Origin of the sequence: Rhodococcus sp. 21391 (assembly GCF_016772255.1) — a bacterium.
In the GTDB taxonomy this organism is placed as follows: Bacteria; Actinomycetota; Actinomycetes; order Mycobacteriales; family Mycobacteriaceae; genus Rhodococcus_F; species Rhodococcus_F opacus.
In genome coordinates this window covers 306,696-331,194 of sequence record NZ_CP063782.1, presented here as the reverse complement: position 1 = coordinate 331,194, position 24,499 = coordinate 306,696, and the positions used below count along the sequence as shown (strand labels likewise).

General features: G+C 64.2%; 24 protein-coding genes and 2 pseudogenes. 9 read left to right on the top strand and 17 right to left on the bottom strand.

Features of this window, described 5'->3' with window-relative positions; translation table 11 throughout:
- The first annotated feature begins 26 nt into the window (after positions 1 to 26).
- From GO592_RS36210 to GO592_RS36185, 6 genes are read left to right on the top strand one after another with little or no spacing between them, the layout of a single operon-like run.
- Complete coding sequence (locus tag GO592_RS36210) at positions 27 to 1,376, top strand: MFS transporter (RefSeq protein WP_007299725.1); 1,350 nt, start codon at positions 27 to 29, stop codon at positions 1,374 to 1,376.
- Entirely contained in the window at positions 1,373 to 2,380 is a 1,008-nt protein-coding gene (locus GO592_RS36205) for a quinone oxidoreductase family protein (protein WP_007299726.1), read from the top strand. Before GO592_RS36210 ends, GO592_RS36205 begins: the two co-directional genes overlap by 4 nt.
- A complete protein-coding gene (locus GO592_RS36200; protein ID WP_007299727.1) occupies positions 2,377 to 2,781 on the top strand; it encodes a RidA family protein in 405 nt (134 codons plus the stop codon). Before GO592_RS36205 ends, GO592_RS36200 begins: the two co-directional genes overlap by 4 nt.
- The gene (locus GO592_RS36195) at positions 2,778 to 3,902 is read left to right on the top strand and encodes an aminotransferase class V-fold PLP-dependent enzyme (RefSeq protein ID WP_007299728.1); all 1,125 of its coding nucleotides are present in this window, start codon (positions 2,778 to 2,780) and stop codon (positions 3,900 to 3,902) included. Before GO592_RS36200 ends, GO592_RS36195 begins: the two co-directional genes overlap by 4 nt.
- Positions 3,903 to 3,907: 5 nt before the next feature.
- A complete protein-coding gene (locus GO592_RS36190; protein ID WP_007299729.1) occupies positions 3,908 to 4,636 on the top strand; it encodes an SDR family NAD(P)-dependent oxidoreductase in 729 nt (242 codons plus the stop codon).
- A complete protein-coding gene (locus GO592_RS36185) occupies positions 4,633 to 5,409 on the top strand; it encodes an SDR family NAD(P)-dependent oxidoreductase (protein ID WP_007299730.1) in 777 nt (258 codons plus the stop codon). The genes GO592_RS36190 and GO592_RS36185 overlap by 4 nt, the downstream gene beginning before the upstream one ends.
- Before the next feature lie 431 nt (positions 5,410 to 5,840).
- Here the strand turns inward: GO592_RS36185 and GO592_RS36180 are convergent, their stop codons facing one another.
- The 10 genes and pseudogenes from GO592_RS36180 to GO592_RS46735 form a co-directional block, all read right to left on the bottom strand.
- Positions 5,841 to 6,683, bottom strand: coding sequence for a mycofactocin-coupled SDR family oxidoreductase (locus GO592_RS36180; RefSeq protein WP_007299731.1), 843 nt, complete (start codon positions 6,681 to 6,683; stop codon positions 5,841 to 5,843).
- Between the two features lie 52 nt (positions 6,684 to 6,735).
- Complete coding sequence (locus tag GO592_RS36175; RefSeq protein WP_007299732.1) at positions 6,736 to 7,074, bottom strand: putative quinol monooxygenase; 339 nt, start codon at positions 7,072 to 7,074, stop codon at positions 6,736 to 6,738.
- An 84-nt stretch (positions 7,075 to 7,158) separates the two neighbouring features.
- Positions 7,159 to 7,662 (bottom strand): Lrp/AsnC family transcriptional regulator, encoded by a 504-nt coding sequence (locus GO592_RS36170; protein ID WP_011599374.1) that lies wholly within the window; start codon positions 7,660 to 7,662, stop codon positions 7,159 to 7,161.
- Between the two features lie 68 nt (positions 7,663 to 7,730).
- Complete coding sequence (locus GO592_RS36165; protein WP_007299734.1) at positions 7,731 to 8,786, bottom strand: NAD(P)-dependent alcohol dehydrogenase; 1,056 nt, start codon at positions 8,784 to 8,786, stop codon at positions 7,731 to 7,733.
- A gap of 55 nt (positions 8,787 to 8,841) precedes the next feature.
- Positions 8,842 to 10,362, bottom strand: a complete 1,521-nt coding sequence (locus GO592_RS36160) for an APC family permease (protein ID WP_007299735.1) — start codon at positions 10,360 to 10,362, stop codon at positions 8,842 to 8,844.
- A 42-nt stretch (positions 10,363 to 10,404) separates the two neighbouring features.
- Positions 10,405 to 11,589, bottom strand: coding sequence for an NAD(P)/FAD-dependent oxidoreductase (locus tag GO592_RS36155; RefSeq protein ID WP_007299736.1), 1,185 nt, complete (start codon positions 11,587 to 11,589; stop codon positions 10,405 to 10,407).
- Positions 11,589 to 11,789: a ferredoxin gene (locus tag GO592_RS36150; RefSeq protein ID WP_007299737.1), complete on the bottom strand. Its 201-nt coding sequence runs from the start codon at positions 11,787 to 11,789 to the stop codon at positions 11,589 to 11,591. The genes GO592_RS36155 and GO592_RS36150 overlap by 1 nt, the downstream gene beginning before the upstream one ends.
- Before the next feature lie 31 nt (positions 11,790 to 11,820).
- Positions 11,821 to 12,930 (bottom strand): aromatic ring-hydroxylating oxygenase subunit alpha, encoded by a 1,110-nt coding sequence (locus GO592_RS36145; protein ID WP_007299738.1) that lies wholly within the window; start codon positions 12,928 to 12,930, stop codon positions 11,821 to 11,823.
- 844 nt (positions 12,931 to 13,774) lie between these two features.
- Positions 13,775 to 14,323 carry an HpcH/HpaI aldolase/citrate lyase family protein gene (locus tag GO592_RS36140; protein WP_007299739.1) on the bottom strand — a complete coding sequence of 183 codons (549 nt, stop codon included), beginning with the start codon at positions 14,321 to 14,323 and terminating at the stop codon, positions 13,775 to 13,777.
- 31 nt (positions 14,324 to 14,354) lie between these two features.
- A pseudogene (locus tag GO592_RS46735) lies at positions 14,355 to 14,684 on the bottom strand (hypothetical protein); the annotation flags it as partial.
- A gap of 292 nt (positions 14,685 to 14,976) precedes the next feature.
- On the opposite strand from GO592_RS46735, the gene GO592_RS36130 reads away from it, so the two are divergent.
- Positions 14,977 to 15,159, top strand: coding sequence for a hypothetical protein (locus tag GO592_RS36130; protein ID WP_007299740.1), 183 nt, complete (start codon positions 14,977 to 14,979; stop codon positions 15,157 to 15,159).
- Between the two features lie 518 nt (positions 15,160 to 15,677).
- Here GO592_RS36130 and GO592_RS36125 read toward each other — a convergent pair.
- Positions 15,678 to 16,046 (bottom strand): histone-like nucleoid-structuring protein Lsr2, encoded by a 369-nt coding sequence (locus GO592_RS36125; RefSeq protein WP_007299741.1) that lies wholly within the window; start codon positions 16,044 to 16,046, stop codon positions 15,678 to 15,680.
- A 195-nt stretch (positions 16,047 to 16,241) separates the two neighbouring features.
- On the opposite strand from GO592_RS36125, the gene GO592_RS36120 reads away from it, so the two are divergent.
- On the top strand, positions 16,242 to 16,547 hold the full coding sequence (locus GO592_RS36120) for a hypothetical protein (RefSeq protein ID WP_007299742.1): 306 nt from the start codon (positions 16,242 to 16,244) through the stop codon (positions 16,545 to 16,547).
- A 135-nt stretch (positions 16,548 to 16,682) separates the two neighbouring features.
- Here GO592_RS36120 and GO592_RS46035 read toward each other — a convergent pair whose 3' ends face one another.
- Complete coding sequence (locus tag GO592_RS46035) at positions 16,683 to 16,805, bottom strand: hypothetical protein (RefSeq protein ID WP_009472307.1); 123 nt, start codon at positions 16,803 to 16,805, stop codon at positions 16,683 to 16,685.
- A 269-nt stretch (positions 16,806 to 17,074) separates the two neighbouring features.
- The gene (locus GO592_RS36115) at positions 17,075 to 18,496 is read right to left on the bottom strand and encodes a WS/DGAT/MGAT family O-acyltransferase (RefSeq protein ID WP_007299743.1); all 1,422 of its coding nucleotides are present in this window, start codon (positions 18,494 to 18,496) and stop codon (positions 17,075 to 17,077) included.
- A gap of 647 nt (positions 18,497 to 19,143) precedes the next feature.
- Here GO592_RS36115 and GO592_RS36110 point away from each other — a divergent pair.
- Positions 19,144 to 19,688: pseudogene (locus tag GO592_RS36110) on the top strand (transposase); the annotation flags it as partial.
- On the opposite strand, the gene GO592_RS36105 reads toward GO592_RS36110, so the two are convergent.
- Genes GO592_RS36105 through GO592_RS36090 form a run of 4 tightly spaced genes read right to left on the bottom strand, consistent with a single transcriptional unit; the run spans position 19,689 to position 24,148 of the window.
- Entirely contained in the window at positions 19,689 to 20,954 is a 1,266-nt protein-coding gene (locus GO592_RS36105) for an ATP-grasp domain-containing protein (protein WP_007299746.1), read from the bottom strand. It abuts the pseudogene before it with no gap.
- 8 nt (positions 20,955 to 20,962) lie between these two features.
- Positions 20,963 to 22,159 carry an MFS transporter gene (locus tag GO592_RS36100; RefSeq protein WP_007299747.1) on the bottom strand — a complete coding sequence of 399 codons (1,197 nt, stop codon included), beginning with the start codon at positions 22,157 to 22,159 and terminating at the stop codon, positions 20,963 to 20,965.
- A 56-nt stretch (positions 22,160 to 22,215) separates the two neighbouring features.
- Positions 22,216 to 23,556, bottom strand: coding sequence for an AMP-binding protein (locus tag GO592_RS36095; RefSeq protein ID WP_237720563.1), 1,341 nt, complete (start codon positions 23,554 to 23,556; stop codon positions 22,216 to 22,218).
- 37 nt (positions 23,557 to 23,593) lie between these two features.
- Positions 23,594 to 24,148 carry an acyl carrier protein gene (locus GO592_RS36090; RefSeq protein WP_007299749.1) on the bottom strand — a complete coding sequence of 185 codons (555 nt, stop codon included), beginning with the start codon at positions 24,146 to 24,148 and terminating at the stop codon, positions 23,594 to 23,596.
- Between the last annotated feature and the right edge of the window lie 351 nt (positions 24,149 to 24,499).

Genomic DNA, 24,499 nt, shown 5'->3' with positions numbered 1-24,499 from the left:
CCCGCCCTCACCGTCAAGGAAAACTCATGTCTGAGAACACCCTCAGTTCGGCTCCCCCCACCGAACACACCGAAGGCCTGACACCCGAACGCCGCAAGGCCGTCATCGCCGCGTGTATCGGCAACTTCTTGGAATGGTACGAATTCGTCCTCTACGGCTACTTCGCCTCCATTTTCGCGGTGCTCTTCTTCGAGGACAGCGACCCGGCAGTGGCGATGATGATGACCTTCCTGGTCTTCGGAATCAGCTTCGTCGTACGCCCACTCGGCGGAGTGCTCTTCGGCTACATCGGCGACCGCTACGGCCGCAAGATCACCCTCTCGACCATCATCTTGACGATCTCGAGCGCGACCGCACTGATGGCGGTCGTCCCCTCCTACGCCAGCATCGGCATCGCCGCACCGCTGCTCATTCTCCTGCTCCGCTGCCTGCAAGGCCTCTCCGCAGGAGGCGAATGGATGGGCGCCGCAGCCTATGTCGTCGAATCCGCACCACCGAATCGGCGAGCATTCTACGGCAGCTGGCAAACGATCACCATCACGCTGGGCATGTTCACCGCCGCCGCATCATCGCTGATCCTCACCGCCGTTCTCAATGCCGACGATCTCCAATCCTGGGGCTGGCGGATCCCATTCCTGCTGGCATTCCCCCTGGGCATGATCGGTCTCTACATGCGACTCAAGCTGGAAGAGACCGAGGAATTCACCGCGGTCGCCGCGTCCGGCGAGCGCGAGAAGTCCCCACTGATCAGTGCGATCAAGGAAAACTGGCGCTCGATCCTGCTCGTGTGCGGGCTGGTGTGCTCCCCGACGATGTGCACGTACGTCCTTCTGGTCTTCGGACCGACCTTCTTCACCACGGATCTGGGCATGAGCACCGCCTCAGCCCGAGCGGCCGGACTCACCGCCATGCTGATCCTCGTCGTCCTCGTGGTGTTCTTCGCCCGCCTCTGCGACCGCATCGGCCGCCGGCCGTTCGTGCTCTGGGGCGCAGTATGGGTCGTCGTCGCCGCGCCCATCGGATTCCTACTCGTCCACCAACGCAGCTACCTCGCCGTCGTCGCCGGCATCGCATTGATCCTCGTCGGCGACGCGATGATGCTCGCCCCGCAACCGGCACTGTTCTCGGAACTGTTCCCCACCTCCCGCCGCTACAGCGGCCTCGCCATCGGCTACAACCTCGGCGTCGTCCTGTTCGGTGGCCTCGGCCCGCTCGCCGCGACCGCACTCATCACCTACTCCGGGTCGACCTATGCGCCCGCCTGGTATTTGAGTTTCGGGGCAGCGATCAGCCTCATCGCAGCCCTGCTCACCCGGGAGACGCTCGGTGTGTCGCTGCGCACCGGACTCCGCGACACCCCGGTGGTACCCGCATGATCGCCGTGACCCACACGAAGATCCCGGGCCCGGCAGGTGTCGCCGTCGTCGACGACGCCCCCGAATCCGAATCGCCCGGCGAGAACGACGCCGTCCTCGCCCTGAGCGCCGCAGGCCTCAACCGGCACGAATTGTTCCTGGTGAACAACCGCACCGGCACCGAACCCCCACTGATCCTGGGCGCCGACGGCGTCGGCACCGTGACCCAGGTCGGGTCACCCGCCCACGCAGCACTCGTCGGAACCACCGTCCTCATCGACCCCTGCATCGGCTGGCCCGACGACACACAGCTGCCGGAGGTGCCCGAGATCCTCGGCGGCCCCAGGCCCGGCACCTTTGCTCAACGAATCACAGTACCGCTGAATAACATTCACCCAGTGCCTCCGCACCTCACGCGCCACGAGGCCGCCGCCCTCGGGCTGTCCGCATCGACCGCCTACCGGGCATTGTTCACGCGCGGCGGACTCCAACCGAGTGAGCACGTGATGATCACCGGGATCAGCGGTGGCGTCGGACCACTGGCACTGGCGTTCGCCGTGGCCGCCGGCGCCGAAGTCACTGTCATCACCCGCCGACACGACAGCGCCGACCGCGCCCGCCAGCTCGGCGCCGCACACGCGATCGTCGGCGCCGATGACTTCGAGGAGGCACTCACTCGCCGGGCGGACCTTGTCGTGGACAGCGTGGGAGGATCCGTCTTCGGGTCGGCCCTACGCGCCCTCCGGCCCGGCGGACGAGTCGTCACGTTCGGAGCAACGACCGGCGCCGACGTCCCGATCTCCCTACGGGACCTGTTCTTCCGCCAGATCGACATCCGCGGAACCTCGATGGGAAACGCACACGACTTCCGGGCAATGCTCGAGTTCGTCGAACACCACAAGATTCGCCCCGTCATCGACACCGTCTACCCGCTCGCCGCGGCACCGGAGGTGTTCGCCGCCATGGACACAGCCCCGGGCTTCGGCAAGACCGTCTTCGACATCGAAGGAACACCGCGATCATGAAAAATCTCAACCCAGCGGCACTTGCACCGCCCATGGGCAAGTTCAGCCACGCCACCATCGTCCCCGCCGGCCACAGCATTGCGTTCGTGTCCGGTCAGATCGGTGTCGACCACGACGGAGCACTCGTCGGCGACAACGCATTCGTTCAGGCCCGCCAAGCATTCTCGAACCTCGATGTCATCATCCGGGAGCTGGGCGCCACACCGTCCGACATCGTCAAAATGCTCACCCTCGTTGTCGGAGCAGACGGATTCGGTGAATTCGCTCGGGCCCGCGACGACGTCTTCGCACAGTGGTTCCCCGACGGCGTCTACCCGGCGCATTCGGCGGCGACCGTGTCGGCGCTGGCCGCCCCAGGGCTGCTGGTGGAAATCGAAGCCGTCGTCGCGGTCCCGCAATGACCCCGGAACAGTTCCGCGGCCTCTTCCCCGCGCTCGGTCAGTGGGCGTGGCTCGACACCCCCGGCGCACCGCCTGGTGCCGCACCCGTCACGGAAGTACTTCGCTCCACCCTCGACGACTGGGCGTCCGGACTGTTCGCCTGGTCGGACTGGGACCACGCCGCAGACCGTGCCCGCACCGAGTTCGCGTCCTACGCAGCGGTACCACCGTCGCACGTCAGTAGCCTCGGATCGTTGTCCGAGGCGTTCACCACCGTGCTGTCCGGTGTCCAGCAGGGCAACATCGTCGTTGCTGCCGACGAATTCCGCAGCGTCCTCTTCCCCGCGATGGCACGGGGACGTGCAGAGGGTGTCGAAGTTCGGGTGGTCGAGCGGACGCCCGGGCGATCCCGCACCGAAGACCTGCTCGCGGCAATCGACCGATCCACGGCGCTCGTCGCGGCCAGCGAGGTCATCACCCTCGACGGTGAACGCGTGGACATCGAGCAGCTTGCTGATGCCGCACACGCCGTCGGTGCGCAGTTCTTCGCGAATCTCACTCAGACGATGGGTGTCCTCCGGACGGACCTGTCGAAGCTGGGCGCCGACTTCACGGCCGTTCACGGCTACAAGTGGATGCTCTGCCCGCGGGGAACAACATGGCTCATCGGCGACCCCACCGGCAACTGGAACCCCGAGCCGTTAGCGCCGAGCTGGAAAACCACGGGGCCACCCGAGCACTACTTCGGCGGCCGCTACCACGAAGCGCAGGACGCCACCCGCTGGAACACCTCACCCGCTTGGTTCTCCTGGATCGGGGCCCGCGCCGCCCTGGAACTCCTGACCCAGCTGCCGGCCCGCGATGTCGCAGACCACTGCCTGCACCTCGCCGATCGCTTCACCGCGGAAGCCACCGAACTGGGCTTCCGCTCCCGCAACAACGGAGCCCGATCGCACATCGTCACCATCGATCCGCCCGCGGGCATCACACTTCAACCGGCGTCGCTCACCACGCAGCAGGTCAAAGCCACACTCAGCGACGGCGGATTCCGCGCCGGATTCCACTACTTCAACAACATCGACGACGTCGATGCGGCTCTACAAGTACTGCGCAGCAGCATCACCGGACACGAACAGGGGTAGGAGACGTGAACACGAACACCGTCGCGTTGGTGACCGGTGCCGGCTCGGGCATCGGAGCAGCAACGACCCTGCGACTCCTCGACGATGGCCGCCAAGTGGTGGCCATCGATCGCGATGAAGAAGCCCTCCATGCCCACTGGAACGACGAACCCGCGGTGCTTCTCACCCCTCTGGATATCACCGACGAGACACAGGTAGAGAAATGCTTCGAGGACCTTGCATCCCGAGGTGCGATCCCCGACCGGGTTGTCAACGCCGCAGGCATCTATCGAAGTGGGTCCGTCGGGATGACCAGCCCCGATGACGTCGATTTGCTATGGCGGGTCAACGTCCACGGAACCTACCTCGTCACCGCCCACGCAACCAGACACATGACGCGCGGAGCCATAGTGAACATTTCCTCCACCGCAGCCTTCCTCGCCACCGAAACGAACTGGGCCTACGGAACCACCAAAGGCGCGATCAACTCCCTCACCTCGGGACTGGCCGTCTCCCTCGCACCGCGCAACATCCGGGTCAACGCTGTCGCGCCAGGACCGATCGCCACCCCCATGGCCGACGTCGCCACCCGCGACCCCGCATACGCCGAGCGGATGCACGATCGGGTCGCCCGGCCTACGAGGGGAACACCCGAGGACATAGCCGACGCTGCCGCGTTCCTCCTATCCGACCGGGCACGCTGGATCACGGGACAGACCCTGGTCGTCGACGGCGGTCTGACGGTAGTGCGATGACGAAAGGAATTGCGCTCGTCACCGGCGCGGCCCGAGGGATCGGCCGACACATCGCGTGCACCCTCGCCCGCGACGGATACGCGATCGCCGTGGTCGACATCAACTTCGACGGATACCGGGAGTTCCGCGACGAGAACGAACACGGATCGGTCCTCGACGAACTGCACGACCTGAACGCCGACGTCCTGGCCGTCGAAGCGGACACCACCGATGCCGCAGCACTGCAAGAGTGCACCTCGGCCATCATCGACCGATGGGGCGCACTGAATGCCCTCGTGTGCAACGCCGGGGGCGGGACCGGGCCCCTAGACGGGAATCGCGCCTCCGCAATAGATCTCGACGACCTCCACATCGTTCTGCGGAGAAACCTGATCGGAACAATCGCTACCGTCACCGCCACATTACCGGCGCTGACCCTTGGCAGCGACGGATCCATCATCACCATGTCCTCGCTGAACGGTGTCGAACCCACATCCGACGGCAGCTATTCCCACTACGGAATTGCGAAAGCGGCCGTAGCGCACTACACCCGATACCTCGCGAAGGACCTGGCACCCCGCGGCATACGCGCGAACTGCGTGGCCCCGGGAATCATTGCAACCGGCCGGCTGACCCAGCGGATGCGCGAAGCCCCGCAGGCGAATGCCGACCTGAAATCGCAGCTGACCCGCGTCGGGTCACCCAACGACATTGCAGGACTGGTCCGCTATCTCGCCTCACCTGAGTCCGTCTACATGACCGGTCAGGTACTCAGAATCGACGGGGGAGTATGAACTAGACTTCGACGACCGAAGCGAAGCGGTGTGGATCAAACCCGTCGAGTAACAGGGATACAGGGACCGGATTCGCGTAGGTGCGTGCGTTACGGAACGGGCAGATACCCACGCTGCCGCACTGGCCATCCGCGGTGAAGATCTGGCCAACTACGGCCCTATCGCGACGCGACGAGGCATGGGATGCCATCGCACGGCGGCTTCAAAGCGAGGGGTCGGAACGCTGGGTCTCTCGACTCCTCGAAGTCGACAACATCCGGTACGCCACACTCCTCCCCCGGGATATCTGTCGGAGTCGTCCCTGAGAGCCGACCCGTGCGCCGACTTCTCGCGACCACATTGCACGCGGACCGGGCCAGTGGCGCATTGTCCACGCTGGTGGCCTCCGCTGACTGGCGGAGGCCACCACCGCACGATCGGTTCGGTGAGATTCAGATCGCGGCGGACCCACCGTCCACCGGTAGCGTCACGCCCGTGATGAACCGGGCCTCGTCCGAGGCGAGGAACAGCAGTGCATTGGAGACGTCGGCAGGCTCGACCCAAGGCTCGGGTAGCGCCAGCAGGGTCGACGATGCCTCCGCGAATTCCTCGAAGGTCGGGTTCTCGCGGTCGGGGCGGAAGAGTTTCCAAACGGCGTCGTTCTGGATCATGTCGGTGTTGCAGTTCGTGGGTGCCACGACATTCACGCGGATGGAATGCGGTGCAAGTTCCATGGTGAGTGTGCGCATGAGTCCGATGACGCCGTGTTTGGACGCCACATAGTGGCCGAATCGGGCGAACCCCTTGACGCCGGCGTCCGATGAGGTGATGACGACGGAGCCGCCGCGGCGACCGTCGACGATGTGTGGGACGGCTGCCTTGCAGGTGTTGAAGACGCCGGTGAGGTTGACGTCGATGACGTCGCGCCAGTCGTCGACGGGGATATCGGGGACCTCGACACCGAACTGGAAGATCCCTGCGTTCGCTGCAACGATGTCGAGTCGGCCGAGTTCGGCGACGGCGGAGGAGAGCCCGGCCTCGAGGGCAGTGAAATCACGAACGTCCGCTGTATAGGCGATGATTCGGCGTCCGTGCTTTTCGACGAGCCGGACTGTCTCGGCGAGGTCCTCTTCGGTGGCGGCGGGGTAGAAGTTGGTGGTTCGGCCGACCTCTCCGCAGATGTCGACGGCGATGATGTCCGCGCCTTCTTCGGCCAGGCGTTCTGCGTGACTGCGGCCTTGGCCGCGGGCGGCGCCGGTAATGAAGGCAACCTTGTCTGCTAGTCGTCCGGTCATGGTGCTCCAATCATGCTGTGATGCTGAACAATTCGATATCGGATTTCAGATGTCAGTGGGTGGGTTCGTGGTTGACGGCCAGTTCAGCCATGTGTGACCACTGCGAGCTGGCGACCTCGGTGTGAATGATGAGTGGTGTTTCGGCGAGTGTCGGTCGTATCGATTCCAGGCCTTGCCGGAAGTGGTCGGATGCGACGTGGGTCTCGCCGGCGTGCGTATCGCGGAAGGCTTCGACGAGGACGTACTCGTCGTCGCGGTCGATGCTGCGCGACCACTCGAACCAGAGGTTGCCTTCTTCGTTGCGGGTGTCGGCGGTGAAGGCACGGGTGATCGATGGCCAGCTGTCTTGGAATTGTGGGAGAACGTTGAATTTGACAACGATGAGGATCATCGCCGTTCCTCGTTTCGATTCGTAGGAACCTGAAGACGGCGCGCCGCGTACCTCGGTGCGTAGATGAACCTCGAGGGAGGCGCGTCAGGAAGGGGAGTATTCGTAGGAGACCTTGTGCATCTTCAGCTCCATGAAGGTCTCGTACTCTCGGACGCCCCCGATGTCGGGGAGGCGTCGGTGCAGCAGTTCGTTGAGGTGGTCGTTGTCCCGGCACACCAGCTGGACGTAGATGTCGGCGCGGCCGATGCACGATGACACGTAGGTTGCTTCCTGCCAGGTGGTGAGTGTGTCGACGACATGGTCCTGTTTGCCGGGTTCGACCCGGAGCAGCAGGAATGCGAGCACCCGGTAGCCCAGGCGGAAGGGGTCTGCGATGGCGACGACGTTCAACACTCCGGATTCTTGCATGCGGCCGAGGCGGATGCGGACCGTGCCTTCGGAGACGCCTAGTTCGCGTGCGATCTGGCGGTACGGCATCCGCCCGTCCTCCTGCAGTAGCCGGAGGATCCCACGGTCCACGTCGTCGAGGCCTTCCGGCGGAAGTGCCTGCGAGGCTACGGATGGTTCATGGTTTCCGTTCAACGTCACTTTGCGCACCCCGTCAGTCTATTCGTTACGCAAACCGGAATGGTGCTCCTCGTACGACTGATTTCGCGTCAACCTCGGGTTGTGGCCGTGAACTCATCGTCGGGAACCAGCACTGCCCGTCCCCGGACGGCACCGTGGTGCAGATCGTCGAGTGCCTGCTGGAAGTCGGAGAAGCGGTACTTCACCGTGTGCAGGTGTACTCGTCCCTGCGCGGCGAGGGCCATCAGTTCGACCAGGTCGTTGTAGGTGCCGACGAGGTTGCCGATGAAATTGATCTCGGTGCTGATGATGTCGATGGTCGGGATCTCGAGGGTGCCGCCGTAACCGATGACGTAGTAGTTGCCCGCTCGGCGGAGCATCCCGACGCCCGACGCCAGGGCGGAGCCCTCGCCAACGAAATCGAGCACAGCCTCGGCGCCGTCGCCGTCGGTCAGGGCGAGCACCTGCTCCGCTTCGGTTCCGTCTGCGACGACGGTGGCGTCCGCGCCGACTTCCTTGGCGAGTTCGAGCGCCGGTGCCGACTGGTCGACGACGATGATCCGGGCGGAGGTGAGGGCTTCGAGCACCTGGATGCCGATGTGCCCGAGGCCACCGGCTCCGATCACGACGACGTTGTGGCCGGGGCGGAGGTGCTCCGCGGCCTTGCGTGCCGCGTGGTATGCGGTGAGGCCCGCGTCCGCGAGAGCCGCGACATCCGCCGGTTCGAGTGACGGGGCGAGCTTGACGACGCTTCGTGCGGAGGTGCGGAGATATTCGGCCATGCCGCCCTCGACGTCGATACCGGGGAACTCGGAGTCGGTGCAGTGCACGTCGTCCCCGCGGCGGCATGCCAGACAGAGGCCGCAGGTGGCGAGGGGATGCAGGATCACCGAGTCGCCGACCGCCACGTTCGTGACGGCGGAACCGATCTCGGTGACGGTGCCGGCGTTCTCGTGTCCGATTGTGTAGGGCAGGGCGACGCCGCTCTTGGTTTGCCATTGGCCCTCGATGATGTGCAGGTCGGTGCGGCACACTCCGGCGCCGCGGACCTTGACGATGACGTCGAAGGGGCCTTTCACGACGGGTTCCGGAACGTCGTCGAGGGACGGTGTGCGGTCGTACTCGTGTACGCGGATCGCTTTCATGGTGTTGTGACTCCTCGTATTTTTGGGTTGGGGAGAGTTCAGATATGTTCGGAATTCACGGTTTCCGATTCTGCGGTTGCGGGTTTCGATGTGCGGGTCCGTGGACCGCGGGTGGGGGTTCGTCCTTGACACGCCACTCGATGCGTTGTCGTTCCTGCACTCGCTGGCGGTAGTACCAGAGCACGCAGGCGAATAGCAGGATCCCGACGCCGGCGATTGTTTCGCTGATCCCGCCGTAGCCGGTCAGGCTCGGGTTGGAGATGCCGATCACGATCGCGAACGCATTGACGGCGAAGAGTAGGCAGGCGATCGGGACCCAGTAGTGGGGGAGTTTCAGTGGGCGGTGCAGGTGTGGTTGGTCGCGGCGAAGGAGGACGAATGCGCCGACGGCGAGAGTGACGGCGGTGAGGTAGCCGAGATTGCTGGCGAGCAGGATGGCGATGGGTTCGCCGAGCACGATCAGCACGGTGATGTTGATCAGCATGTCGGTGGTCAGGGCGCGACCGGGAACGCCGTACTTGTTGAGCACGCCCAATTGTTTGATGGTTCCGCCGGATCGTGAGATGCCGTAGAGGGAGCGGCCGCCGTCGGCGGTGGCTGTCATCATGGCGATGATGAAGGCGGCCATGACGGGGAGTTGGCCGAGCCAGGAGTAGCCGCCGAGTATGCGGTCGAACGCGAGGCCGATGTAGTTCACTGGGTTCAGGCCGATCGTTTCCTCGCCGAGGGCGCCGACGACGACGTAGGGGACGACGATGTACAGCCCGAGGATGAAGGCGGCCGAGATGCGCAGCGCTCTTGCCGTGTCCCTGACGGGGTTCTTGTATTCGGCGGCGAAGCTGGCGCACACCTCGGTTCCGTAGGTGGTCCAAGCGGTGATGTAGAACCAGACCACAACTTCCTTCCATCCGAAGGGGGAACTGGCGCCTGTCCAACTGATTCGGCTGATGTCGAAGTCGGAACCGGAGGCCACGAAGGGGCCGACCGTGAGTACCAGCAATCCTATGACCAGGAGGATGCCGGTCACCTTGGCGACGCCGGCGGCGAGTTTGACGCCGAAGTAGTTCAGTGCCCAGGCGGTGAAGATCGCGCCGATGGCGATCAGGTACGGCAGGCCGAGTTCGTGGCCGATCGGAAGTTGAAGTGCGATGTGCGAGTCGGGAAAGAAGGCCTGTTCGATCAGGGTGCCGAGGACGACGCCCTCGACGGACAGGGACAGCGACCAGCCCATCCAGTAGCCGAACGCGGCGATGGCGCCGAGCGGCGCGAAGTGCCGTTTCCATCCTTCGTAGGCATAGACTGAGATGCCGCCGGACCGGTTGGGGAACATGGCGGCCATCTCGGCGAACAGGTTGTTCTGCAGGAAGGCGAGTGCGCAGGCGACGCCCCAGATGGCGATGGCGGTCCATCCGCCGATCGCACCGACCGTGTAGCCCAGGGTCAGGAAGAGGCCGATCGGCATGTTGAGTGCGAAGACGAATCCGTCGCGCCACGTGAGTGTGCGCAGCATGGATCCGGCCTCGTCGGTGTCGTGTTGTGGGGGAATCGTTGTGCGTGGTTCTTTCGCTGAACTCATCGGACGTGTCCTCGACAGTGTCGGCGAGTCGGGTGAATGGCGTCAGAGGTCAGCCAGTTCCCACTCGGGGATTTCGGATGTGTGGGTACCGGCCGCGGCCCATTTCCGGCATTTGAGAACCAACCGCAGTTGGTCGACGACGCACGCGCCGACGAATTTATCGTCGCGTGAGTAGAGCGCCCCCAGGTCCTCGGTGCCGCGGGACAGGAATCGGACGGTGTCGTGCCCGGTGGTGTCTCCGATGATGCTGATGCGCTTGCCGAACTGATCGGACCAGACGAACGGGGCTGCTTCGACCGTGCGAATACCGTTGTCGAGGAGGTTGTGTGCGACAGTTCGTGCCTGTTCGCCTGCCGAGGTCCAGTGTTCGTGCCGATGTGGTGTCCCGTTGGTGTCGCGCCAGGCGCAGACATCGCCGGCGGCCCAGATGTGTGGTGCGGCTCGGCCCGTCCGGTCGCATACCAGGCCGGCGGGCCCGAGTTCGAGTCCGGAATCGGTGAGCCAGTCGGTGTTCGGTATTGCGCCGACTCCGACGATGACTGTGTCGCAGCGGATCAGTGTTCCGTTGTCGAGCGTAATGCTCTCGACGTGGGCGGTTCCGTCGATCGATGCAACGGATCGTCCGCACGTCAGTGTGATGCCGTGGGTGCCGGCAAGGGCGGAGAGCGCAGGCGCGACGTCGGTGCCGACGTTGCGGGAGAGGGGGATCTCTGCAGCCTCGACGATGGTGACCTGGGTGCCGCGGGACCGTGCGGCTGAGGCGACCTCGAGTCCGATGAACCCGCCGCCGACGACCACGACATGTTTCGCGTCGGCCAGGGCGTCGCGGATCCGGAGGGCGTCGTCAATGGTTCGGAGGGTGAACACACCCGTGGGTGTGTTGGTGAAAGGGTTTCGCGCCCGGGCACCGGTCGCGATTACGAGATCGTCGAAGTGCAGTGTGCTGGAGTCGGTATAGATGGTCCGGTCGGTGATGTCGAGGCGTGTTGCGCGTTCGCCCAGCCTCAGCTCGACCCCGTTCTCGTCGAACCAGGCGCGGTCCAGATAGCCGAGAGTGTTCGCGTCAGCGTCGCCGGTGAGGACGGACTTGGACAGCGGCGGACGATCGTATGGAAGGTGGACTTCGTCACCGACGAGGGTTATGGCACCGTCGAACCCCCGGCTCCGTAGCGTCTTCACTACCTGCACGCCCGCCAGCGATCCACCGACGACTGTCACGGCGCGCATCAGTGGGTCCCCTCCATCGACAGCGCTGAGGCGGGGCATGACCGCACCGCTTCCTCGACGACGGGTACGTCGTCGTCAGGGATGTGGGTCTGCAGGATTTCGGCCTTCCCTTCGTCAGACAGATCGAATACATCGGGGGAGGCGACGACGCAGTTCGCGTAGCCTTGGCATCTGTGTAGGTCAACTGAGAGTTTCACCATCGTGCGGTCTTTCGTCCAAGGGGGGAGGGGTTCAGGACGACAACGCGGACAGCGTCGTCTTCATGAAGGCCTGCAGCGGACTCTCGCTGTCGAGCATCAGGCGTCCCGTGGGGACGCGGCCCGAGCGGTACCCGATCTGCTGGATGTCGGTCGCACGTTTGTCCTCGATCAGGGTCTGATCCCACATCTCGAGCCATTCCTTGACGACGACGGGGTCCGCGCCGGGCTTGGCGTACATGTCCACGAATGCCCAGCATTTCTCGGGGGCGATGGGCTGTACGCTCCCGATGAAGCCGACATAGTCGTCGAGTGCGAAGAATGACGACGGAAATGTGAATGCGAATCGGAATCCCTTGAGGCCGGCAGGATCGACGTTGCCGGGGAGCCACTTGATCGGGCCGTTGTGCCAGATGGTGTTCTCGCCAGAGTCGACGTCATAGTCGTCGGGATTTGTGTGGTAGGTCTTCCCGAAGCTCGACTTGTGCAGTGTCGGGCAGTGGTAACACTCGACCGCGTTCTCCGCCCACACCTTCCAGTTGCATTCCATGTCGTACTCGTAGCGGATCTGGAACTCGTACTCACGCAGGTCGGTATTGAGTTCGTCGGTGCGGTCCCGGATGTCCGCGGTCACGGATGCCAGCGGCGGTGCTGCGGGATCCGGGTTCACGAAGATCCACTGATCCCATCGTTCGACCGACACGGGCTCGAGCGAGATCGTCGAACACTCGAAATTCATCTCACGCTGAGACCGGGGCGCTGTCTTGAGTTTCCCGTCCAGCCCGTAGGTCCAGCCGTGGTACGGGCACTGCAGTAGTGGTTTGTTCCCGTTCTCTTCGGCGATCGAATGCATTCGGTGCCGGCAAACGTTGACGAAACCTCTGAGTCTGCCGTCCTTTCCGTGTGTGACGATGATCGGTGTGGAACCGGCCTTGGTTACCGCGTAATCGCCTGGCTTCGCGACCGCCGATTCGTGGCACGCGTACTGCCACGACCTGGCGAAGATCTTTTCCTGTTCGAGGGCGTACATCTCGGGTGCGTAGTAGAACGACGCAGGCAGTGTCGCTCCCTCGTCGAGTCCGGCGAGGATTTCCTCATCCGCCGGTAGTCCATACTTCTCGCGCACGTCGGCCATTTGCAGCATCGATTGCTCATCCCTTCAACTGATCGCTCATCTGCGTGTAACCCACATCACAGCAGCTTGCGTAACAGCATGCGGCCTGAATTACGCAAAGTCAAGCAGAGCGCATTGTTGGTTACGCAAAGCGTATTCAGGAAGATGTGGTGGCCTACCTCAGGTCATGAGGTGTGGGTTGCAGCGACAGGGCACGGAGCCTTCGCTGGTCGCCGCCGGGTATCTGGTTCGGGCGTCTCAAAGAATGGGCGTTATTCCGGTTCGAACCGGTGGATGCCGAACCTGCGTTCCGTCCGCAAAATGCATACCTTGTGATCCATCGACACCACGAAAACTTCTGTCACGCAATCAATTAGAGAGATCAGGTCAGCCGATATCCTTGGGAGGAGCGGAATCGGCAGTACGAACCTGATCACCGACTACCGGTGTTGCAGACGAGTGCGCGCGTAGTTGCTCTAGGCATGGAGCAGAGACGGCGTTCATCGACTGGACCGTTGCTCGCGCTGGGGTGCGGAGCGCGACCCGTTGTTCGATCTGGCTGCGCCGCGTGCTCGGTCGATGTTCCGGCTCCGGGGAGTTGGTATTCGCGTCGAGCGGGTGGGCGGAAGGTTGATGCGTTGGTGAATCTGCTGGTTCTGGCGGGCGCCGCGTCCGGCGGGGCGTTTGTTGGCGGTGGGGTCGTGGTGGGGTGACGGCGACTGTGGGTGAGCGGTTGCTGGTCGAGGATGTCGTCGACCAGCAGATCGAGATCACGGTGTGGGGTAATGATGCGACGCTGGATGGTCTGCTCGTCCAGGTGACTCGCGTCCTGATGACCACGAAGCAACGTCGACGGCACGCTACTGACGTTCGGCTATACGCTGGTTGCGCCCCGTAACAGGTCCGTGGCCCGCGCGGCGACCGGCGCGTCGACGAACTCTCCGTTCGGCATGCGCAGTGCGGCGTGCCCGGCTTCTTCGAATGCGAGTAGGACACGGCGCGCCCAGTCAAGTTGGTCGGGCGAGGGGGTGAATACCCGGTGGATCGCGCGCAACTGGACGGGGTGGATCGCCGACTTCCCGAAGAAGCAGAGGTCTCTGGAGGGTTCGGCTTCGGCTGTGAGGGCGGCGTCGTCGTCGAGTTGGGTGAATACGCTGTCGAGCGGTGGCGCAAGTCCGGCTGCGCGGGCGGCGAGCACGATGTGGGAGCGGGCATGCTGCAAGGGGGCGGCGCCGTCCGCGACCCGTAGGTCCCGGTACCAGTCCACCCCACCCATGGCGAGGTAGGTGCATCCGGGTGTGCGGGCGATGTCGGCGGCAGCGAGGACTCCGCGTGCGGTTTCGATGGCGCAGATCAGGGGGACGTCGGGGCACCGCTGGGTCACCGGCCGCGGTCGCTCCGACGGCGTCGAGGTCGGATTCACAGTCGGTGGATCGAACGGCGTTGACGCGTACCCACGCCGGCGTGGTGGCGGTGGCTGTGGCGACGATGCGGCGTGCATCGGCTTTGTGCTGGGTGGGCACCGCGTCCCCGAGGTCGAGGATGACGGCGTCGGCGCCCGGGCCTGTCGGATTCCCGGGCGAGTGATCGGCGCCAGGCGGCGTGAGGCCACCCGCGGCTGCGTTCCACGGCCGACCCCGCGCCCTGTTCAGGCGCACGGTCGGTGGGGTACTTCGGGTCGGACAGGATCGACGGCGCCGTCGATCTCGGGCGGTCCTGACTACGCGAAGGCATTGGCAGAAATCGAATCGGCTAGAACAGCCTTCTCGCACTGTGTAGAGCATCATTCAAAGTCGCTGCACTCACCGATGTACTGCATGCCGACATGCATCAAGACACCGGGCAAGCTCAGCGAGTTGCGCGACGATGCAGATGTCACCCGTCAGCTCTGCCGATGGGCATACGGAGGAGTGGGCGCGGGCGAGGGTCGCGATCGACCTGTCGGTCGTACCGGACCTCTGCGCACCGTCGACTTGGTCGGCGGTGTCGGTATCGCGTCATCGCCCTGCAAGCTTGCGTCGGCGGACAATGGATCTTGACGCAATCGCGAGGCTTCACTCTTCCGAAGGAGCACCGATGACTGACACCGTTGTCGACGCCGTAGCAGCCCTCCATGTGACCGAGTACTGGGTGGTCGAAGTCGACCGCCACGACGGGACGTGTTGCACGTTCGGGCCGTTCACCGCCGACGCAGCCTGGGCCAGATTGGAACACCGGACCGCGCCCACCAGGTTCGCCGCCGTAGTTGGGAAGCGATGAGCACCAAGGACGGCGGCGAGGGCATCATCCGCATCATCTACCGACCGCCATCCCGACGTAATGAAGATGGTCTTATCCGCTGGTGGTGTCGCCAAATCTCGGTGAGGAGTCGTTGACCGCGGATACGGGTGCCGGAATTGAGGAGGAGCGGTTCCGGAATCTCCCCACTCGATCGGGGTGAGGTGGACCGTCTCTCGTTTCGAGATCTTCTCCCCTGCGTCGCCGGCGCAGCTTCACGATTTTTGTTGATAGCGCTGGTCAGAAGTGGTCGGATACTGGCGAGAGTCTGTGAAGAAGATCGAGGTTTTCCTTGAGGACAAGTGGTTCATTGGAAGGGCGGGGATTGGTCGCGGTTGCTCCGAGACCGGACATGCGCGTCGAATGGCAGGTCTGGGAGCAGAATTTAGTGCAGGAACTCTCGCCGATACGCCATCCGCGAATGCCGACTCTCCTTCAGCCTGCCATTCCATCCACCCGATCGCGGAGCTGAAATAACAACGGCGCTCTTCTGGCGGTCGTCAGTGAGCAGCGTTGTACGCGTCCGCGATCTCGGTGGGAATTCGCCCGCGGACCCCGATGTCATAGCCCTGTTCCTGAGCCCATTCCCGTACTGCCCTCATATGGTCACGGTCCCGCCGCGCAGGTTTCCGCTTGACCTCATCAGCCGATGTGAGTGTGCCTGCGGATCGATTCTTGCGGCCACCCACTTTCGTGGCGTGATCGATGTAGTGATCGAGTTTCTTGTGGAACTCTTTCGCATTCTTCGCTGACAAGTCGATCTCGTAGTCGATTCCATTTACGGAGAAGCCGATCGTTTCGCCCTTTCCCTCCACGATGGGGGTTCCGTCGATATCGTCGACGTGTTCGACAACTATTTGGCGCGCCATTCCAACTCCTTCGTCCCTTTCATGCACCCACTCTACGTCCATTGCACAATGCTCGCCTCAGCCAAAATGCTGTGCTCGACACGCATGCATCGAAAATGATAAGTCGGACGGAAATTCTTGGCGGAAAGAACCTCCGTTGCAGTCGGCGGCACGGAGGGGAGAAGGACATGGCACGGGGTGACGAAACCTCACGATATGGATTTGCTGCTTGTTGTTCTCTCGTCAGATCCCCGCAGGGTGTTGTGTCTGGAGGTTGTGGACGGAGATGCAGCCGTCCGCGGCGGCAACATCGTTGGGCGCCCTTCCTCGACGGTTCTGTTCCGTCACGGCATTTTGTTCGATGCAGTGAAAAAGCTTTCAGGACTTCATGTTCGAATGTACGAGAGCTACCGCGGGGCGGACGCGCATGCGATCTTGGACGCCCTCGACAAGGAGAACCACCTCGATACCCCGTGGTTCACCCCGGCGCGGTGGCTGGAGGGCCACGGGGTCGACTTCTAGCTATGTGACCAGTCGGGGACAGGCGGCGGTACGAGCCGCCGCCGATCCGCTGGACCGACCGGGCAACAAGGGTGCGTGCCCCGTCCTTTGCCCGGAATAGCCTCGCAGCGTGAACGAGCCACGAGACCGAGGTTGTCAGCCGTTGGCGTGGAAGGGGGCGCCCTGTCCGCGGCGCCGTGGGGTGGGGCGGCGGAGGAGGACCTCAAGGGCGGCGGTGCCGCCGAGCAGCAGCATGAGCAGTGCTTTGTGGGTGTTCACGGGATTCCTTCCTACCGGGCGGACATCGGTGCTGTGCCGGTGGTGCTGGTCGAGTGGCGGTCGGCGAATAGGGCCGCAATCCGGGTTTTGATCTCCTCGGTACTGATCGAGGTGCTGTGGAGGCCGGGTCGTGGAGAGGTGGTAGAAGTATTCGGTGCGCTCATCGAAGGGTCGCACTTCCTTCCTGTACGGGAAAACTGGTGTCGAGTAGGGCTTTCGATCATTGCGGCCGCCCCTTCGATGGCCGTCACGGCGAGCCCAGGGTGGTGTTACAGGCCGACGACGTGTTCGAGGGCGTCGAGTTCGGGGTCGAGGTGGTCGAGCATCGGGTGCAGGTTCGGGATGGTGCGCCGACAGCCGGTCAACCCGAAGACGAGTTGGTCGTCGCTGCTGGTGCAGGTGATGTTCAGGGCTTGTCCGGTGACCGGGATCGACAGTGGGTAGAGGGAGTCGAGGCGGGCGCCGTTCCAATACAGCGGGGTGTCGGGTCCGGCGACGTTGGAGATCACCAGGTTGAACGGCGGCCGCTGCGGTCCCCGCCGGCCGAGGAGCATCTCGATGCCAAGGGGGGCGGCGCCGAGGGCGCTCATCGCCAGTACTTGGGCGGGGCTCATCGCGTGCAGGGCGTGTTTGCCTTCGCGCATGCAGGTGCGCACGGTGTCGAGGCGGTGGGCGGGGTCGGGTAGGTGGGTGGCGAGGTTGCACATCAGGACCCCGATCCGGTTCCCGCTCGGGGATTCCGGGTCGGTGTCGGAGATGTTGGGGCGCAGGGACACCGGGACCATCGCGATCAGAGGCTCGGCGGGCAACGCACCGAGATCGTGCAGGTAGCTGCGCAGTGCTCCGGCGGACATCGTCAGGATGATGTCGTTGACGGTGGCGTCGGCGTGCTTGGCGAGTAGCCGGATCCGTTCGAGCGGCCAGGTCCGGGCGGCGAAGTGCCGGGCGCCCCCGATTGCGACGTTGAACATCGTGTGCGGTGCCCGTGTCGACAGCGGTCCGCCCTCGGCGCGCAGGGCGCGGTCCACGGTGCCGGCAAGCGCCGGTGCCAGGCCGGCGACCTCCCCGGCCGCGCCGCGGGCGCCGCGCAGGACCTGGCCCGGTAGGCCTCGCAGGTTGGTCGGCGTCGATGGTGGTGGCGCTGTCCGGGCCTGGTCGGTCGTCGTCGCGGGTGCGGCGGGTTGCCAGGGGGCGGGCATATTTCTGCGGGTGGGGTCCGCGCTCATGCTGCGGCGCAGCAGGTTCATCGCGGAGGCTCCGTCGGCGAGGGCATGGTGGATCTTGGTGTAGACCGCGTAGCGGCCGTCGGTGAGGCCTTCGATCAGGTGCATCTCCCACAGCGGGCGGCTGCGGTCGAGTGGGGTGCCGTGCAGCCTCGACACCAATGTCATCAGTTCGGGCATGCCGCCCGGGCGGGGGAGGGCGTTGCGGTGTACGTGATAGTCGACGTCGACGTTGGTCGCGGTGTCCCAACCCCACTGTCCCAGGGTGGTCACCGATCGGCGGGCCCGCTTGCGGAACAGCGGGGCCACCTCGTCCGAGGCAGCCGCCGTCTCGAACATCGCCCCCATTTCGGCCGCGTCGGCCCCGTCCGGTGGAGTGAAGATCGCCAGGCCGCCGACGTGCATCGGATGCGCACGGGATTCGCCGAGGAGGAACAGCGAATCGGTCGGCGACATCGGCAGCAGCATGGGAGGTGTCCTTCCGTCTGTCCGGATCGAGTATCCGCACTGCCACTGCGGGTACTTCCGGGGCTGAGCGTTCAGCTCCGGGTAATCGGGTCGTAAGATAACGGTTAGGTGTGGTTCATGTCACAAACCGGCATCCCTGTTTAGTTGTACAGGACGAGCGGGCGACCGCGCGAGGCCGAAAGTCCCGGATGGGATAAGTCGGACAATTCGCCGGTCAAGTTCGGCATCCGTCGACCGCATTGGTGTGTAGGAATCGGGCATTCCGCTAGGTGGTGCCTGCGCTGGCAATACGTAGGATCATCGCCGCTGTACCACTTCGCGCGGCGGGTCGAGCGTTGTTTGTGGCCGCGGATCACAGGGTGGCGGAGGTGTAGCGATGGCCACCGGCATCCGCTCTGAACCGTGCGAGAAGAAGCGTATCGTCCAGTGTGAACTAGATCACACTGCATTGTCTGGCGCCCGGCCGCAGAACCTGGCCGAGGAGACCGATCAGTGGTTTGGCCGTCCGCCAGGGCAGGGTTGCGTCCATGACAATGGTGTACGAGCCGGATCAGGACGTCACCGGCGTGTCCAAGCCGGAAAGTAGGCGGTCATCACGTGATTCTTCGAGAGAGCTACCAACACTCGACTCGACGAAAGAGCACGCGATGGCCACTACCCACGATATCGACCTGCACCAGTTCCTGTTCGGCGGCCTCCTCGGCGCAGCCGTCGGGGGTGGTCGCAGGCTCCGCGAGGTCGCCCACCGAATCACGCCCGAATGCGCGTCGAACGATCGCCTCACCGAGGCCAGCCCTGACCTGCTGCGGAGCTTGTTGTCCACCTTCATTGAGGCGCTCATGGGCGCCGAGGCCGACACCCTGTGCGGTGCCGGCTACGGCGAACGCTCCGAGGACCGCACCAACAGCCGCAACGGGTACCGACACCGCGACTTCGACACCCGCGCCGGCACTCTCGATATTGCGATCCCCAAGCTGCGTCAGGGTTCGTATTTCCCAGAGTGGTTGCTCCAGCGCCGCAAGCGTGCCGAGCGTGCGCTGACCTCGGTGGTGGCACCTGCTACCTGCTCGGCGCCTCCGCCCGCCGGATGGAGAAACTCGTCGATTCCCTCGGAATCACCTCGCTGTCGAAGTCGCAGGTCAGCGTAATGGCCAAGGACCTTGACGCCCAGGTCGAGGCATTCCGCAGCCGTTCAAATAGGCGAGGTTGAGCGTAGGGGAGGGAGGAGTACCCGGATCTCGGTCGCGTCGAGGGCCTCTCGCGCTCGCAAAACAGCTACTCGGGGGTCATCCGCATACGCACGAGCATGTCCGAACCGTGAATTCGAAGCGCGCAGTGGCTCCAACCTGGCACCAGCAGCGCGGTACAGCTCCACCTCGCGCACACCCTCGCGGAGCCGAGCCGCCTCGAGGCCGCTTATCGACTCGAGCGTGCAGTCCATCTCGCTTGACGCGAACCAGATTGCCTCGTACCTGGGTGGTCGCGTCGCCGCGTGGGCGAGCTCGGCGCGGAGCCCGTCGAGGAGATTCCGTTCGCCGAGGACCTGGCGGACGGTGTACTCGGTCAGGTTCACCGCAAGAGCGTCCTGGACCAGCTGGGGGATGCAATCGCCGGCGAGCCGGGTGTGTGTCTCGATGATCCGAGGCCCGTTCTCGGTCAGGACCAACTCGGTGTGGGTCGGGCCGAAGCCGATCTCCAGAGCCGACAGCACCGAGCGGACGTAGGTGCTGATCGCTGTTAGCTGGTCGGCACTCACCTCGGCTGGCAGCACGTGGCCTACCTCGACGTGGGTGAATGGGTCGGAGTACTTCTGGGTGACGCACACGATTTCGTGCGTGCCTTCGTCGGAAAATGCCTCCACGCTGACTTGCACCCCGATGTGCAGCCGTTCGACCAGCACGCCTCCGCTGGTCCACTCGCCGGTGACGTCGGCTGCATCGAAGGCGGTCGCCAGATCGGCCTCGGTTTCTATCTGGCGGATTCCTATGCTCCCTGCGCCGACGGCGGGCTTGGCGATGCACGGGAATCCGTGGATCCGTGCAAACTCGCGCAGCTCGGCGACGGACCGGACGATGGCGTGCGGTGTGTCGTCCATGCCGAGCGCGGACAGCCGCTCCCGCATGCTTGGCTTGTGGTGCACCCAGTGAATGGTTTGCTTGGTGTGCATAGGAAGGCCGAGTTCCTCTGCGATCACGGCTGCCCGATCCTGATCCCGTTCGGCGAACGAAGCGATCTTGGTGAATGGGTCGAGGCGATGGACCGCTGACGCAATCGCCAGCCACTCCTGGTCGCTCGCCTCCGCCCGCAGCCCCAATATGCGCTGATGCAAATGTTGCTCACGCAGTTTCGGCACGATGGCCAGCTGGCAGACGACCGACGTCCGCACATCGGTGCCCAAGGACCGCAACAGCCCCGGCATGGTCATGCCTCCACCGACGACAAGCACGTGATCTGACATCGTTCGCCTCATTTCGAAGCCGCTAGGTGAATGTCTTTGCCCCGAGAGGCAGTTGATATCGTCGTGAAGCCAACGGTGGCCGCGGCAAAGACGATTGCCAGAACAAGCCAGCCGGTTGTGGGCAGCGCGAGAACCACACCGGTCATGAGCACCGGTCCAACAATTCGCTGGAGGCCGGAGCCGCTGTTGAATGCGCTGAGGTACTCGCTGCGGCGGGCATCCGGAGCCAGTTCGAAAGACACCTGCCACGCCGCGATGCTATGGAGGTTCTCACCGAGGGTGAGTAACGCAACTGCCGCCGCGCAGAGGGCAATTGCCGCTGATCCGGTGAGTCGTTCGGCGGTGAGACAGCAGAAACATGCGGCGACGAGGGCGCTGGCGGCGACGAACAACGTCGGGTTCGTCGCGGTCGTCAACCGCCGAATGCGGCCGAACCCCAGTTGCATCGCCACCGTGAGCCCGGTGTTCAGCGCGAGCATCAGTGAGACCCACAGTGGCGAGGCACCCAGTCGCAACACCATCCACAGTGGCAGCAGTACAAACAAGACGGAGTCGTGTAGCAGCAGCAGACCGTTGAGCCCGGCCAGGCTGAGAAACGCTGGGTTGCGCAATGCTGGTCTCGAGCTTCCGCAGTCCTTCTCCTGCTGTTGGGCCGGTGGGATTGCACTGCGTCGAAGCGAGTGCACGACCCACGCAAGTATGAGAAACGAGGTCCCGTTTATTGCGAGGAGGGCTGCTACCAGCGGCTGCGAGTGCGTCGTCAATGCGGCGCCCGCGACGAGAGTCCCGGCGCCGAGTGCCACATTGCGCGCGGCCCTGATCGAGGACATCACTCGGATTCGGGCATCACCGGCGAACAACTGCGCTACCAGCGACTGTTGTAGTGGCGGCGTCGCCGCCTCCAGTGCCATCAACGGAAGCGTCAACAAGAGGAAGGTGACGTACTGGGTGGCCAGGGCATAGGCGACGAATCCGATTCCGCGCAACGCGAGGGCAGTGCAGTAAACCCTGATCAGCCCGAAGCGGTCCGCCAGTCGTCCCACGAGGATGGGACTGAGGACACCGAAGATTGCGCCGGCCGACATTGCGGCGACGACCGAGTTGGCGGTGAAACCGACGATCGTGACGAAGTAGAGGATCGTGGCGGCAGCGCTGATTCCGGTGCCGAATGAGTCCACGGCAGCGCCTGCGACCAGGCGCTGCATGCTTCTCGGCTGCGAACGTGCCGGCGTTATCGGCTCATTTGCGACGTCGGGAACGCTCATGAGTTTCCCGTCGTGCCATTGCGAAGTGCCGCACGATCGACCTTGGCTCGCCTGTCCAACGGGAGTCGAGTGACTACGAGGATCTTGTCCGGCAACTGGGCGGGGGCGAGCGTGTCGAGCAGCGCCATCCGAATAGCGCGAAGTGAGAGAGTGTCCGAACCTGCGGATACACCGCAGTACAACACGATCCGGTCGCCCTGCTGCACCACCGCGGCTGCGGCGTCGACGGCCGGGACAGCGACCGCCGCTGCCTCGATGGCCGGCAACGAGACCTTGACGCCGCGGCGCTTGACGACGTGGTCCAGTCGGCCTTCCACAACGACGCTGCCATCGGGCGCGAGTGAGGCGAGATCTCCGGTGCGCAGTCGACGTCGGCCCGCCGCATCACGCTCGAATCGGGTCGACCCGGTCACGGGCGTGAGGTAACCCAGTGCGAGGTCCTCACTGACGATACAAAGCTCCTGGGCATCGTCGAGGTCATCGACCGGCACGAATTCGACCGCGGTACCCGGTATCGGTGTGCCGACGGGCACGATCGCGGTATGTACCTCGGCGCCCGCCGGGAGCACGTGGCGAAGTTTGATCACGGTGGACTCGGTGGGTCCATACAGGTTGATGACGACCGGGTGAGGGGCGTGTGCTCGCCAACGTCTCAACAGCGGCTGCGGAAAAGGTTCTCCGGACACTAGGATTCGCCGTAGACGCTCGGTCGCCGAGCGGACCGTAGTCGGATCGGCGCGGTCCATCGCAGTAACCAACCGGGCCAGCATCGACGGAAGGAGGCACACCATTGTGGGCCGATGCTCGGCGAGCCACGTCAATAACGTCGTGCCGCCGGCGAGCGCAGCAGGGGGTGTCACGGTGATCGTCGCGCCGGCGACCAGAGCGCCGAGTGTTTCCTTGAACGAGAAATCGAACCACGGATCCGCAGTGTTGGACACCACGTCGCTCGGGTCGAGGGCCAGCTCTGCCTGCTGCCACTGTAGATAGCGAGCCAGCCCGCTACGCGAGCCGACGACGACTTTCGGTTCACCCGACGTGCCCGAGGTGGTCAGCAGGTATCCGCAACCTTCCGGTGTGTCGGGGAGGGTGGTCGGATCGATCGTGGAATCTGGAGTGACCGGTACGAACGGGCGTTCCGCCAGAATGCATCCCACCATTTCGGTGAGCGACTCCACGCCCCGAGGTTTGCTGATCAGAACCGGGCCCGTGCCAGAGGTGAGTTTCGCGGCGAGTTCCCTCGATTTCGTGTGCAACTCACCATAGGTCAGCACGGCATCGCCCTGCACCACTGCTGGGTGCATCGGGTCCGTCCCGCACAATCCGGACTCGATCACCCGACGCAGTGTGACGTCGATCGAGCCGGGGGCGGCGTCAGTGGCCGGTGACCGCATCGCTCGACCCGGTGGGATGGTCGGTGACGAGGATCCGCACGCCGGCAGGATCAGAGTCGCAATCAAACCGCAGCACCGTACCTCCCCGTCGTATCAGCACGTCGCCTCCGTGCATCGGAAGGCGTGTGCAGGCACCGTTTCCGCGAGCCTGACGCAACAACGCAACCCGGGATCCGTCGCCATCGCCGTAAGCGAGCGTGACCTCTTCGGGCAGCAGGGCGTCCGCCGCGGAGGCGCCGAGTTCGGCCAGGGCATCTGCGATGACGCCGAGGTCGAACCCGGCGGCCAAATTCGTGCGGTACTCGCCGAGGCGTCGATTCAGATGGTCGAGATAGCCGGCAAACTCACGCGGAGTCGGGGCCAGATAAAGATCTCTGAGTTCAACCGGCAATCCCGTGGATAGCGAAAGCTCGGAAACGATCGAGGCAGCGAGCAACGAGTTCCCCTCGAGGTCGAAGAAGAAATCGTCATCGGGCCGGACAGGAGCCCCGTCGAGTAGCCGACTCCATAGAGCTGCGATTGAAACGGCTTCCATAAGTGATTCCCTTCCAGCGGAACGTCCAGGATGAATTGCTCCATGAGACAGTCGTTTCGGAGGGTGATCACCCTCGATGGACACGGAGAATCATCGGTGCCTGGCACACGTAATGTAAATCCACCCTTGGTGTGGAGTGTCGGACCCCTTGTCGTGCAGGCGGGCCGTTCCGCGTCGCTCACCGCGTGCACACCAGTCGCGTTCGGGATTGCGCACGGTACCCCGGTGCACGCGGCGATCGGCCGCGGTGGGGCATGAAGGTTTCGCGCCCGAACGGGAGGCCTGTGGATGGGTCACTTTGCACCCAAGGGTGTCTATCGGTGACTGGGCGAGCCACCCATGATTCATCCC